Origin of the sequence: Parasutterella muris (assembly GCF_943193095.1) — a bacterium.
Taxonomy (GTDB): domain Bacteria; phylum Pseudomonadota; class Gammaproteobacteria; order Burkholderiales; family Burkholderiaceae_F; genus Parasutterella; species Parasutterella muris.
On record NZ_CALPCV010000003.1, the window covers coordinates 25,534 to 39,522 of the forward strand.

Consider the following 13,989-nt stretch of genomic DNA (forward strand, 5'->3'; position numbering starts at 1 on the left):
AAAATTGAGCCCGCATTTGCGGGCTCTGTTGTTTATTGCTTCGGCTTTTGGTTCAGTCGGAGAATAAGACTAGACGTATCTAATCTTCCTCCGCCCATGTTCTGTATGTCGCTGTAGAACTGATCCACCAGTGCGGTGAGCGGAAGCGATGCGTCGCTGCGACGAGCCTGGCTGAGCGCAATACCTAAATCCTTGCGCATCCAATCCACTGCAAAACCAAAATTAAATTGGTTCTCAATCATAGATTTTCCTCTGCCGTTCATTTGCCAGGAACCTGCGGCGCCTTTGCCGATAACTTCCAAAACGAGTTCCATATTCAGGTTCGCGGTTTTACCAAAGGCGATCGCTTCAGAGAGTCCCTGCAGGATTCCTGCGATGCAAATCTGGTTGCACATCTTGGCAAGCTGGCCGCTGCCGCTATCTCCGATTCTTTTGACAGAACAGGCAAAAGCGGATGCGATTGGCGTGCAGCGCTCGATAACATCTTCGTCACCGCCGCACATAACAGTCAGAACGCCGTTTTCCGCACCTGCCTGTCCTCCGGAAACCGGAGCGTCTACAAAACTCAGGCCGAGTTGCTGAGCTTTGGCGTACATTTCCTGGGCTACTTCTGCAGAGTCGGTAGTTGCATCCCAAAGAACAGCTCCTTTCTTCATTCCGGCAAAAGCGCCGTTTTCTCCTAATAGAACGCTTCTGAGGTCTTCATCATTGCCGACGCATGTGAAAACGATGTCCGCGTCTTTAGCCGCCTCTGCGGGTGTTAAGGCGTATTTGCCGCCGAAGGTTTCAATCCAGTCTTTCGCTTTTGACGTGGTTCGGTTGTAGACAGTCATTTCGCACCCGGCCGCTTTCAAATGCGCGGCCATTGGACTGCCCATGACACCAAGGCCGATAAAAGCGGCTTTAGTTCCGGCCGGAATCGGTGTGTAATCTGTTTTAGGGAAGAAGTTCATAGCTTACTTACTCCATAAAAATCCCGCCGATAAAGGCGGGAAAATTAAAAACTCTAGCGGCGTCCTCGGATCTTAATGATCTCTTCGGCAACCTTCACAACTCTTCGGGAGAGAGAAGATGTCGGGTCAATAACAGCCGCGCTGCAGTCGCCGAGATCGAGATTGTCTGTCTCATCAAGAATCAGAGGGAGTTCCGTACAGCCGAGTACGAGAACAGTCGCACCTTTTTCCTTAGCGAGGTGGTGGGCTGCCTTCAGAAGAACCTCTTTGCAGTGTCCTTCGGTGTAACCGGCTTTCGCGCCGAGCTCACCGTAAATCGCTTCCATGACAAGCGCCTGATATTCCTTATCCGGCGTGACCATGGAAAGATTCATGCTCTTAGCCTTATTAGAATAAATTCCGGTTTGGATGGTGCCGTCGGTGGCCATAAGGCCGACCACTGCGTTTTTACCGTACTTCTCGATAATCTCTTCGAGTGTGACCTGCTGCATATTGATGAGCGGGACAGACAAATGAGGAAGGATGGTTTCGAAGTAAGCGTGGGCTGTGTTGCAGGCGATCACGATGGCGTCGACGTCATCGTTTTCCAGTCGTTTACAGGCCTGGTATAAGGCAAGTGTCGGGTCAACACCGCCTTCGAGCAGGTATTTCGTGCGGTCAGGAACCTGAGGGTTCTGCTCAACCGCGACTTTAATATGCTTTTGATCGGTTTTAGCCGGTGTAAAGCGCGTAATTTTATCGTACAGGTCAACAGTCGCAGCCGGTCCGAGGCCGCCCACAATACCGATCTTGAAGGGTTTCGGAAGGTTGTGCCACTCGGTGAAGCAGAGATAATCCGCGAAGGCTTTGACGACATCGATAACCGGATAGCCTTTGGCGTTTAAAGCTTCCGAGAGAAGTGCCTGAAGGCCATAGGTCGGAAGGATTTTTTCTGCGCCGCCTCTGACTAACTCGGAGCAGAGCATGGCGAGTTTATCGAGTGCTTCCTTTTCATCGGAAGATTTGCCCTTATGGAGCAGTTCCTGGATTTCTTCAACGATCGGGTCGAAAGACTTGTCAAGATCAATCCACTGCGGCTTGAAGACTTTTTCAACTGCTTCTTTGATCGCGGCAGCCTTCGGAGCGGAAGTGCTTCCCAAATAGCCGAGTTTTAAATTCGGGTTCTCAGAGACGGCATGCGCGCATGCAGTCGGGAAGTCAGTAATCGGCGTTGTTATTTCTTCCTGAAGTTCATTTTTAAAACCGAGAGTGCGGCAGTTTGTCACAGCTGCGACCTTTGCTCCGGCGGCTCTCAGTCGGCGGACTTCTTCAAAGGCGCGGATCTTGAAATCTCCGTCGCGTACGAGTTTAGGAGCATCGCTATGTGGGCCCTGCCATTCAAAATCAACGGTTTTGACGACAGCTTTTGTACCGTCTGGCAGGTAGGTGTTTGCGATTTTTTCTTTCAGGGCTTTAACAAAGGGGGCAGGGGAACCGACTTGGCAAAGTCCGATGATTGTCTGATCTTTGGCTGACATAGTTTTATCGATCCGGGGAATGTAGATAGAGGAAGTATAGACGCAATAACACATGCAATGGCCAGAAACAGCAATGACGTTCTTGATTTTTTCTCAGCAGATTTCTCCAGTAAAAAGAGGGGAATCAAAAACGGTTCAATTTGAATCGCGTATTTATAATTATGACGTCTAATGCGTTTGCCTAAAAATAGGCTTACCTACTAATACTAAATAAAAATTTATGTCTGTACTAAAAACGATTCTTTCAAGTGTACTGTGGGCGCTCTTAGTTCTTTTTATTCCTATCTTTGGTTTAGAGACAGTGTCTCAGTCCTCCCTTGGTATTGGACTGTTTAAATTTTTTATCCTTGCGCTGATTTCCCTCTTTTGCTTCAGTGGTCTCATAACGTCTATTGAGTCCGCTTCACTCCGGCGTTATCGCCTGAAGCCGCTCTTCTATCTGTCCCTGCTCTTAGGTTTGATACCGGTCATCATTCAAATTTTTGTTGCCGGCTCGATATCTGCTCGACCGCTAACAACAGCTATTTACTGGCTCGCCGGGATTTCAGTTGTTCTCGCGCTAATACCTTATGTTGCCGGGGGTTGCTTTTCAAAGATCGGTAACGACAATGCTGCCCGAGTATTGAGTGCGTTTCTTGTCTTCTTATGCATGGCTATTCCGGCCTTTCTCAGCTTGTCTTTTTTCTCTTATTACTTAGTCTCCGGTTCCGTATTATCTGCAGATACTTTGCTTGCAATCGCCCAGACAAACAACAATGAGGCTTTTGCGTATTTAAAAGAGAATATGACTGTCGGTTCGTCGCTGCTTTTTGTCGTTGCCGCTCTTTTCATTTTCTGTTTAGTTATTTTTCTTGCTAAATCAGTAGTGACACAGCAGACAGATCATGGGACTACAAATAAGGAAACAAGGTCGTATACTGATGCAAAGAAACTAAGGATTAGGCTCTTTGGTACTGCATTTATCTCGCTGCTTGCGATTGTTATTTCTTCCATTTTGATTAGTAAAACTAGTCACAATCTAATCACTAAACCCTTTATAGGTTTAGCTGAAGGCTTGAAACTATATAAAGACTTTAAAGATGCCTCTCTTGAGAGGATTCACAAATTTGGAACACTCGCTATAGAGAAAGACGGATATAAAGGTTTATACATCCTGGTGATAGGAGAGTCTCAGAACAGAAATCACATGTCCGCTTACGGGTATAAGCGAGAGACGACACCGTGGCTATCGAAAATGAAGAATGATCCGAATGCGGTTATCTTTTCTAACGCATATTCCAATCACACCCATACCGTTCCGGCTTTAACGTATGCTCTGACCTCTAAGTCTCAATACGATGACAATCTTCTTCAGGATTGTCCTTCGTTAATTGAATTGGCAAATGTGTCAGGATACGAAACCTATTGGATAAGTAATCAAGTCAAGCTGTCGGCTTGGGATACGCCTGTCACGCTTATAGCCTCGACGGCGGATCATCAGATGTTTATTAATACGAACTTTGGCACGGATACAGGAACTACCTTTTACGACGGAGAATTGGTCAACAGTCTCAAAAATCTGCACAGCAATAGCGACCGTATTTTGATTGTTCTTCATCTAATGGGCAACCATACAGTTTATGAAGAAAGATACCCGGGCTCCTTTAAGAAATTTGGTCGAACTTCAATTGATAAGTACGACAACAGTATGCTTTATAACGATGCTGTAGTAAAAGATATTTATGAATGGGCTAAAAAACAACCTAACTTTATGTCTTTGACATATGTAGCAGATCACTCAGAAGGCGTTGATAGGGGAGTATCTCATGACAGCAGTCAATTTGGCTGGGATTTAACGGAAATTCCTTTCTGGATGGTCTTCTCTGACAAATATGCGAAGGATCACTCGTCTGTTGTTAGGAATCTGAAAAAGAATTCAGATAAGCCGTTCACTAATGACATGCTGTTTGACACGATGTCGAGCGTTCTAGGCATTGAAAGCAAATTCAAAAATGACAACAATGATATTTCCTCCGAAAGCTACGGACGCACTATGAATGAATTGAAGACACTGCACGGCAGGAAATCTTTTGAGGAGAGAAAAGAATGAGGAAAGGGAAAATTACCTTAGGAGTCATAGCGATTCTGCTAGTTCTTGCTCTTGCTTTTGGTGCGTTGCGCAATTCTTATTATTTATGGCTGGTAGGCAAATTTCAGGATATTCCTGAAAAATTTTGGCTACATCGTGTGAACTCACCCTTAAAAATGAAAGAGTTTGCGGAGAAATACAGCGGTTTCGAAATGGATGCGCTCTACAACGAGAAAGACAGAATTTTCAATAACCCTCATGATGCAGGAGATGGTCAAGTTCCTTTATCTGAAACGCTGAAGTTTCTTAAGCCATCAAAGGGAGCTTGGTTTGATGTTAAGAACTTAACTGAAGCAAATAGCTTTAACGCAGAGGAAGACCTTTCAAAAATTGTCAAGGAGGCCGGTATTGATAAGAATAAATGCATTGTGGAGAGCCATTGCGTTCCATGTCTTAATTTCTTTGCTTCAAAAGGATGGAAAACAGCTTTTTATCTGATCGGTGAAGGAAAGCGCCTGGAAGATGTAAAAACACAAATTTATGAAGCATATAAATCAAACTGCAAATACCTTTCTATGGACGGTCATATGTATGAGCTTGTTAAAAAGAATGACCTTCTGAAGAATAAGAAGTATTTAGTTTGGTATTACTGGGAACCTTGGTACAAGGTGAACAACGAAAAAATGTACCAGGATGCTGTGAAAAATAAGGATGTTGAAGTTATTCTCGTTAAGGAAAGAGGACATTTTCACAGGTGAATAAAAGAAGCATCAAGGTGCCGGATCCAAATAGCATCTAGGTTGTTTTCTCCCCAATAAGTGTCGGAGGTATTTTTCATAAGTTGTAAGATGCCCATCGATCCTTTTCTGCCGTATTTCTACTCGAGAAATTGAGTCTAATGAGGAGTAACGCGTGAATGTCGTATTGGAAAAGCGACATTAAGTTGTTTTTCATGATTATTCTTCTGTTGAGACTCGCACTGTTCAAGTGCAGACTTGTATTCTCTGATAATATCCTCCGTATCTTCTCTCGGAATGGATATCCTGAGATTTACAAGGACAGCAGCTTCCGCTGTTACTGTGGACAAAAGACATGTTCGGAATTAAAAAAGAAATTCAAAATTTCAGCAGGCTGGAAATCATTTTCTTGTTTGCTTTTTCCCTTTTTATTTTTTTTCAGTGTTTATCAATTGCTGTTGCGAATATTTTCTTAGGAATTTCCATTTTTTTTGCGATTCTTGTTTTGGCAAAAAGAATAAAAGAAAAAAAGATTAATGATATTTATTTAAAAATTAAAAATAATCGAACTTGGTTTCTGATATTTGGCTTTTTCTGGGCAATAATGCTGCTTTCTGCTCTGTTTAGTGGTGAGCCTATAGAAGGCGCTAAAGTATTTTTTAATACCTACGTGTTTAGAACCTTTCCATTTTTTTTCATTCTTCTGTTCTTTGATAAACCTAAATTAGTATTTATTTTTCTAATAATAAGTATTATCTCTTGTGCGCTTGATGTGATCGGAGGGTATATTATTGCGCCGGCCGGAGCAGTGAGACTTAAAGGGCTATTTGGCCACATGATGACCTTGGCGGGTTTTCTTTGTGTGTCTCTTCCGTTGTGTTTATCTCTAATTCTGAATAGAGCTCAAAAATTACCATTCCTAATATTCAACTTAGTTCTATTTTCTATCCTTGCAGTAGGTCTGATGCTAAATGCGACAAGGGGAGCATGGCTTGGAGTAATACCAGCGCTCTTTTTGGTTGGGATGTGGTTTTCTCTCAAATCCGTCAAAAAAACCATGGCATTTATTGTGATCGCCGCGATCTGTGCATCTTTATTTTGTTCGCTTGATCAGGTTCAAAGACGAGTAGATACAATCACAGATATGGCCTATCAATCCAATTCTGAGCGCTTGCTGATGTGGAAGAGCGCCACTAACATGTTCTTAGATCATCCGGTCTTAGGGGTCGGAGTTGGCCAATATGCGGATAAATATCAAAAAGAATACATTCTTCCTGAAGCGAAAGAGAGAAGACAAAAGCATGCGCACAGCAATATTTTTCAGATGCTTGGACAAAGTGGAGCTATTGGGCTGATTTCTTTTGTTCTCCTATTTGGATATATCTTTTGGTTTGGCTTTAAGAGCATGTGGAGGAATAAAAATCTTTATGGGATGCTCATTGTCTCAGTATCAATGTCTTTCTTTCTTCAAGGTTTAACTGAATTTAATTTTGGTAATTCTGCTGTTGTGAAATTTTACTGGGTAGCTCTCGCTTCGCTTATTGTGCTCTCGCGTATTAAAGATATGAAAAATAATGAGGCGCGGCCTGCCTAAGAACTTTTAAATGTTTTTTCGCAACGCATTTGTTGAGTTCTGACGGGCAGTCTAACTGCCCGCTCTCCGGTTTACGAATCTTCTTTTTTGGGCGTCACAACAACATCATTTTCAATTGAGTTTCGTGACAGCTTTTCCAAGACGGCCTTGGTCGCTTTAGTTGGGTGATTAGAGGAATCAACTGTAGCAGTGATTGACAGCCAGGTTTTACTCATGGCGATTCCCACTGCGATCACAACCGGACCGAGGATAATGCCCATGAAGCCGAAGGCAATGATGCCGCCGAAAACGCCTAAATAGATCAAAGAAAGCGGCAGCGAAGCGCCCTTTGAAATGAGAAGCGGCTTCAGGAAATTATCAACGCTCGATACGGCAAGAGAGCCCCAGAGCACCAGAAAGATCGCCATTCCGACCTCTCCTTTGTAGTAAAGCCAGCAGGCAGCCGGTCCCCAAACAAGAGGAGGTCCGATCGGTACGGCAGATAGCACGAACACAGCAATGCCCAGAGTCAATGCACCGGGAACTCCGGCAATCCAAAAGCCGATTAACGCAACAATCCCTTGGCCTGCTGCGCTGCCGACAATGCCGAACACAACACTTCTGGTAGTGTTGACGATAATATTTCGAACTTCTACAGCAATGTTTCCGCTCATGCGTGTCAGAAGCGCCAGGCACTTCTGGGACAAATATTCACCGTCGCGGTAGAAGAAGAAAATTACAAACAGCATTAAGAAGAGCTGGAAGAGGCCGTCTCCCAACATAACCGCGCCCGCAAGCGCTGCACGGCTAACCGGGTCAAAAAGCTTTTGAGCTAGCGCAGTAAGGTCCTCTTTACTGCCAAGCAAATCATGAGCCTGATCAAAGATCCAATTGCCAATCAGCGGTATCTCTTTGATTTGCTCGGGGATGTTAAAACCGGAGGCAATCCAATCACGGATATAACGAATGAGTGTCGGAATTTCCTGCGCGGAAACAAGAGAAAGAGCCGCGATCGGAAGTACGATCAAAACAGCGAGCAAGCCCACGATAATGCAGGTTGCCAACAGATTACGTCCGCCTACAGCTGAGCGAATTCGTTTGAATAAGGGCCACGAGACCATTGCGATAACTGCCGCAACGGAAATTGCCGTAGCGAAAGGCCAAACGACCAACACGCATCCAATTGCGATGAAGGATCCAAATAAGAATCGCACAACAAAATCGGCGCGATCCATGAATGATGGCAGTTTCATATCTGATCTGATGTCTTAACTGCTTCCAATATTAATTCAAATTCATTGAAGATCACGTCCTTTCCCCAACAATGAGCAGAAAAATTGAGATATTTAATCCTGATTACGGGTCTTAGTCAGAGGATTCAGCCGCATTGTTAAGACAGGTCTTTCCCCAGCTGCAAAGGGCTTGAAGTATCGGTTCCAGCGACTTTCCTTTCGTTGTGAGGGAATATTCTACTTTCGGAGGAACAACCGCATAGACCTGACGGAGGACCAAACCATCCTGTTCCAACTCACGAAGCTGCTGCGTCAGCATCTTAGGCGTCGCTTTGGGTACTTGCTTACGAAGCTCAGAAAATCTCAGCGTTCTATTCATGAGCTTCCATAAAATTAGTGCCTTGTATTTTCCTCCGATGAGATTCAATGAGGTCTCTATGGGGCATGGGCAGCGGCAGTCATCTTGATTGGCAGATGAATGATTATCTTTCATGGTATCTTTTATATACTAATATACAAAACAGTTAGTTCTTGCTAATAAGATAATAATACGTAAAATAATACCGCTACGCAAGGAAATAATATGCAGAAAAAGAATTTTGATGTGACTGGGATGAGCTGCTCGGCCTGCTCAGCCAGAGTTGAGAAGGCGGTCTCTTCCATACCCGGGGTTGACAATGTGAATGTCAATCTCCTGAAAAACAGTATGACCGTCGAGTTTGACGACGCAAAGACAAATGTCGGGGAGATCGTCAAAGCGGTAACGGACGCCGGCTATGGCGCGTCGGAAAGGAGTGAAGATAAAGGAGGTTCGGTTCAAACAGCGGATCCTGCGCTTGAGGCTAAAAAGGCTTCCGAAGAAATGAAGTTTAGGCTTTGGGTATCCTTGATTTTTGCCGGAATTCTTATGATTTTGGCAATGGGACCAATGCTCGGGATGCCTTTGCCTGAGATTCTCAGCGGAACAAAGAATGCACCGATAAACGCTCTGACCCAGTTTTTGCTTACGCTTCCGGTCATTTTTGTGAACTTTAAGTATTTCCGAAACGGTTTTAAGTCCCTTTGGCATCGGGCGCCAAATATGGATTCTCTGGTGGCGATCGGCTCAGCCGCCTCTGTCTTATTCGGACTGTTTGCCCTTTACATGATGCTTTGGGCACTTGCCCAAGGAAATGAGAAACAGCTTGCGCATTATGCACATAATCTGTACTTTGACTCAGCCGCAATGATATTGGCACTTATCACATTGGGCAAATATTTTGAGTCGAGAGCAAAGCACAAGACGACGGATGCGATCTCCAAATTGATGGCCTTGGTTCCGGAAAATGCGTTGGTCGAAAGAGACGGTAAGCAGGAAGTTGTGCCTTTGGAGCAAATCGCTGTAGGAGATTTGGTTCTTTTAAAAACCGGTTCAAGGGTTCCGGTTGACGGTGTTGTAGAGGACGGAAGCGGGACAGTAGATGAATCTTCCCTGACGGGAGAGAGTGTTCCGGTAGAAAAAACGGTTGGTTCTCAAATGTCGGCTTCTACGCTTCTGACGAGCGGTTATATCAAAATGAAGGCCACTCGAGTAGGCGGAGATACTGCTCTGGCTCAGATCATTAAACTTGTTGATGAAGCAACATCAACAAAACCGCCGGTTGCAAGACTCGCTGATAAAATCAGCGGCATCTTTGTTCCAACGGTGATCTCGATCGCAATTGCAGCTTCCCTGGTTTGGCTGATGCTTGGATATTCGTGGGAATTCGCGCTGATGATCGGCGTTTCAGTTCTTGTGATCTCTTGTCCATGCGCATTGGGTTTGGCGACTCCGACAGCAATCATGGTTGGAAGCGGTCGAGGCGCACAGAACGGAATCCTTTTCCGCTCGGCAGAAGCTATTGAAACAACCGAAAAAGTCAATGTTATTGTGCTTGACAAGACAGGAACGGTCACCAGCGGAAAACCTGCACTAACAGATGTTGTCAGTTTCAGTCTTCCCCCCAAGGAACTCTTGAGTCTCGTCGCCTCTGTGGAAAATAAGTCGGAGCATCCGCTTGCGGCAGCTGTCGTTGATGGAGCAAAGTCCTTAGAAGTGCCGCTTCGGGAGGCTTCAAACTTCACGCAAAATCTGGGTAATGTGTCTGCTCAGGTAATTGGGAAAAATGTGAAAATCGGCAATAAGAGCGTTGTTGTCGGTGAGTTGCCTGAACAAGTTCGTGAATTAGCGGATCAATTAGCGGATCAAGGTAAAACTCCGCTTTATGTTCTGCTGGACGGAAAACTTTCCGGTTTGATCGCGGCTGCTGATCCTGTGCGAGCTGACAGCAAAGACGCAGTTCAAGCGATGCTCAAGCAGGACAAAGAAGTTTGGATGCTGACAGGGGACAATATTAAGACAGCGCAAGCTGTGGCCGCACAAGTCGGTATCAAAAATATTCGTGCAGAAGTTAAACCCGCAGAAAAAGAGGCTCTTGTCCGTGAACTTCAGGAAGCCGGAAAGAAGGTCATGATGGTTGGGGACGGAATTAACGATGCGCCGTCTCTTGCAAGAGCGGATGTTGGAGCGGCAATCGGCGCCGGTACAGATGTAGCGATTGAAGCGGCTGATATCGTGATCATGAAGAGCCGCCTTTCTGATGTTGTCAATGCCGGAGCGCTCTCACACTCCTGTATGAACAACATTCGTGAAAATCTATTCTGGGCATTTATTTACAACATCATCGGCATTCCGGTTGCCGCAGGTGTCTTTTATACAGTTTTTGAATGGGTGCTTAACCCGATGATTGCAGCAGCCGCCATGAGCATGAGCTCGGTGAGTGTGGTTTCTAATGCACTGAGACTGCGTCGCTGGCGTCCTGTACTTTCGGGAGCAATGGATAATGAAAATCAGAGAATGGAACCTAAACTTATGAACTTAGCCATCGAGAAAACCGCTGCAGAAACGCCTAAGTATGAATACAAGATTTATATCTCCGGCATGATGTGCCAGCATTGTGTAAAAGCAGTAACCGGCATGATTACCGGATTGCCCGGAGTTATCGACTGCAAAGTCGATTTAGAGAAGGGGACTGCAGATGTACAAAGCTCAGCCCCGATCGACGAGGCAAAATTAAAATCATTGATCGAGGAAGACGGCTACAAATTAGAGTCGATTGAATGTATTTCAACGCCTGGGCAGACAAAGGGTTTTAATTATTTACTTGGGATCGAAGGCATAATGTGCTGTCATTGCGTTAAGTCGGTAACTAAGAAACTATCAGGACTTGACGGGGTAGTTCATTGCGAGGTGTCTTTGGAGAATAAATCTGCACAGGTTGAATCTTCTAAGCCGATTACGGAATCAGAATTTCAGCAAGCGATAGAGGAGGAAGGCTATGAGCTGACAGAGGCAAGAGAGGCGTAAGTCATCAAAATGTAGAGTCTCGGAGGGAAAACGGTCATTTCCCATTACTTTTATAATCAGCGGCTTTTGTAGTTTGATGTAGTCCCGATGAAAAAAATATTACTGTTTTTCGCTCTTCTTTCCTGCTGTTCTTCTGTAGCTTTTAGCGCGGCTAACAACAAAGGAAATTATTCAATTGACAGCTTTAATAAAGCCAAGAAGCTGCTCGAACGAAATGTCGTTTACGATCAAAGGACAACGATATATTGCGGAGTAAAGTTCGATGAACATAAAAATACAATACTCCCATCCGGCTTTGAATCACCGGTTCATCCTAAGCGGGCAGGAAAAATTGAATGGGAACATGTTGTCCCTGCAGAAAATCTCGGTCAGACGTTTTCGGAGTGGCGCAGCGGACATCCTGACTGCGTGGACAGCAAAGGGAAATCCTTTAAGGGCCGCAAATGCGCAGAAAAGGTAAACAAAGAGTTCCGTTACATGCAGAGCGATATGTACAACCTTTATCCTGCGGTTGGTTCTGTGAACGCGGATAGAGGTAATAAAAACTTTGAAGCAATGGCGAAGTCGGTTCCTTCCAAGTTTGGTGTTTGCGAAATGAAGATTGTGGGCAACAAAGCGGAGCCGCCTGCGAGAGCCAAAGGTGCTGTCGCAAGAACTTATAAATATATGGAGTACGCCTACCCTCGATATCAAATGAGTTCGGCTCAGCGCAGACTGATGGACGCATGGGACAAGCAGTATCCCGTTGAACAGTGGGAATGCACGCGTGCACTCAGAATTGAAAGGCTTCAGAGAAACGAAAATCCGTTCGTCAAAGAAGCCTGTGTGAATAAGGGAATGTGGAGATAGAAAAAAGAAGCGGTGCCTCGGCACCGCTTCTTCTATGATGGATTAAATGGACTCAGTTTCCATGTTGATTGCGCCGCATGGACATTCCTGAGAACATACGCCGCAGCCCTTGCAATAGTCATAATTGAAAATGTAGGGCACGTTGTCGTCTCCGGTCTTGATGACCGCGTTATCCGGGCAGACACCATAGCAGTTATCGCACTGCAGGCAGTTGCCGCAAGACATGCAGCGACGAGCTTCAAAAAGCGCGTTTTCTTCAGTCAGACCGTGCTGGACTTCATCAAACGTGCTCTGTCGGCGAACCAAATCAAGCATCGGACGAACAGTCTTCGGGGCGTCCGAGTAGTACCAAGTATTCAGGTTCTTAAATTCAGCAACCTGTTTCTTCGGATGATCAACAGGTTCTTTGCCGTTCAGGAAGCAGTCAATCGCATAGGCCGCTTTATAGCCGTGACCGATAGCAACCGTTACGTTTCTGTCGCCGGGGACCATGTCGCCGCCCGCATAGATACCGGGAACGTTGGTACGCATGAAACGGTCAACCTGAACAACGCCTTTCTCGATATTAAGATTCGGAATCTTATCAATGAGACTCTGGTCAACGTTCTGACCAAGAGCGAGAACAACAGTATCGGCTTCAACCGTTTCGAATTCACCTGTCGGCTGCGGATTTCCGTTTTCATCAAGTTTCATCTTTTCAATCTTGATTTCTTTCGGATTCTCAGCTTCGGAAATTGTAGAAAGCCACTTCACAGAAACACCTTCCTGAAGGGCTTCTTCAACTTCGAAGTCATGCGCAGGCATCTTGTCGCGTGTTCTGCGATAAATGATGAGCGGCTCTGCGCCAAGACGTTTTGCGGAGCGAGCAACGTCAATTGCCGTATTGCCGCCGCCGTAAACGACAACTCTGCGTCCAAGCAGCGGTTCTTCTTCGCCTTCCATGGAACGAAGAACAGAGACGGCATCCATCATGTGTTTCGCGTCACCGCCCGGAATGTAGGCATTCTTGGCCATACCGGCGCCGACACCGAGGAATACAGCGTCATAACCGAATTTTTCTTCCTCAATGCTCTTGACGGTGTAGTTGAGTTCAATCTTGACACCCAGTTCCGCGATTCGAGCGATTTCCTGATCGAGCACTCGGCGCGGCAGACGATACTTAGGAATACCGTAGCGCATCATGCCGCCAGCCTCAGGACTGCCTTCCTTAACAGTGACTTCATGACCTTTGAGTGCGAGCTGATAAGCCGCGGAAAGACCGGCAGGGCCGGATCCGACGATCAGAACTTTCTTACCGGTTTTCTTTGCGGGTTTCTCAAACTTATAGCCGTTTTCCAGAGCATTGTCGCCAAGGAAGCGTTCCACAGAATTGATACCGACGGACTCATCAAGCTGTCCGCGGTTGCAGGCACTTTCGCAGGAGTGATAACAGACACGACCCATGCAGGAAGGAAAAGGATTGCGTTTGACCAGATGGCGCCACGCTTTTTCATAATTTCCGCTTTCTGCGTAGAAAAGCCAGCCCTGAATATCTTCGCCTGCAGGACACTGTTTATTGCAGGGCGGCAGTTTGTGGACATAGGTCGGACGAAGTGTTCTCCAGCTGCCGGTTCTGTTTTCCAAAGAGGTTCCGACATCCAGCGTAATAGCAAATGGTTTCTTCATAAATGTAATT

10 protein-coding genes are annotated in these 13,989 nt (G+C 45.6%); 5 read left to right on the top strand and 5 right to left on the bottom strand.

The genetic code is table 11. The features are described 5' to 3' along the window. Nucleotides 1-32: 32 nt before the first annotated feature. Nucleotides 33-953, bottom strand: a complete 921-nt coding sequence (locus tag NFR90_RS01825) for an NAD(P)-dependent oxidoreductase (protein WP_251450087.1) — start codon at nt 951-953, stop codon at nt 33-35. Between the two features lie 53 nt (nt 954-1,006). Next, entirely contained in the window at nt 1,007-2,470 is a 1,464-nt protein-coding gene (gene cuyB / locus NFR90_RS01830) for a cysteate racemase (protein WP_251450089.1), read from the bottom strand. A 220-nt stretch (nt 2,471-2,690) separates the two neighbouring features. Here cuyB and NFR90_RS01835 point away from each other — a divergent pair, with 220 nt between their 5' ends. The 3 genes from NFR90_RS01835 to NFR90_RS01845 all read left to right on the top strand — a co-directional run bounded on the left by NFR90_RS01835 (nt 2,691) and on the right by NFR90_RS01845 (nt 6,869). Further along, the gene (locus NFR90_RS01835) at nt 2,691-4,559 is read left to right on the top strand and encodes a phosphoethanolamine transferase family protein (RefSeq protein ID WP_251450091.1); all 1,869 of its coding nucleotides are present in this window, start codon (nt 2,691-2,693) and stop codon (nt 4,557-4,559) included. Continuing rightward, a complete protein-coding gene (locus NFR90_RS01840; RefSeq protein ID WP_251450093.1) occupies nt 4,556-5,296 on the top strand; it encodes a hypothetical protein in 741 nt (246 codons plus the stop codon). Before NFR90_RS01835 ends, NFR90_RS01840 begins: the two co-directional genes overlap by 4 nt. Before the next feature lie 334 nt (nt 5,297-5,630). Continuing rightward, a complete protein-coding gene (locus tag NFR90_RS01845; RefSeq protein ID WP_251450095.1) occupies nt 5,631-6,869 on the top strand; it encodes an O-antigen ligase family protein in 1,239 nt (412 codons plus the stop codon). Between the two features lie 71 nt (nt 6,870-6,940). Here NFR90_RS01845 and NFR90_RS01850 read toward each other — a convergent pair whose 3' ends face one another. Both NFR90_RS01850 and NFR90_RS01855 read right to left on the bottom strand, forming a co-directional pair. Then, on the bottom strand, nt 6,941-8,101 hold the full coding sequence (locus NFR90_RS01850) for an AI-2E family transporter (protein WP_251450097.1): 1,161 nt from the start codon (nt 8,099-8,101) through the stop codon (nt 6,941-6,943). Nucleotides 8,102-8,213: 112 nt separating this feature from the next. Further along, nucleotides 8,214-8,573 (bottom strand): winged helix-turn-helix transcriptional regulator, encoded by a 360-nt coding sequence (locus tag NFR90_RS01855; RefSeq protein ID WP_160334664.1) that lies wholly within the window; start codon nt 8,571-8,573, stop codon nt 8,214-8,216. Between the two features lie 90 nt (nt 8,574-8,663). Here NFR90_RS01855 and NFR90_RS01860 point away from each other — a divergent pair, with 90 nt between their 5' ends. Continuing rightward, nucleotides 8,664-11,465 carry a heavy metal translocating P-type ATPase gene (locus tag NFR90_RS01860; RefSeq protein ID WP_251450099.1) on the top strand — a complete coding sequence of 934 codons (2,802 nt, stop codon included), beginning with the start codon at nt 8,664-8,666 and terminating at the stop codon, nt 11,463-11,465. An 87-nt stretch (nt 11,466-11,552) separates the two neighbouring features. Continuing rightward, a complete protein-coding gene (locus NFR90_RS01865) occupies nt 11,553-12,314 on the top strand; it encodes an endonuclease (protein WP_251450101.1) in 762 nt (253 codons plus the stop codon). A 42-nt stretch (nt 12,315-12,356) separates the two neighbouring features. Here NFR90_RS01865 and NFR90_RS01870 read toward each other — a convergent pair whose 3' ends face one another. Further along, nucleotides 12,357-13,988: an NAD(P)-binding protein gene (locus NFR90_RS01870; protein ID WP_277612787.1), complete on the bottom strand. Its 1,632-nt coding sequence runs from the start codon at nt 13,986-13,988 to the stop codon at nt 12,357-12,359. Nucleotide 13,989: the final 1 nt, after the last annotated feature.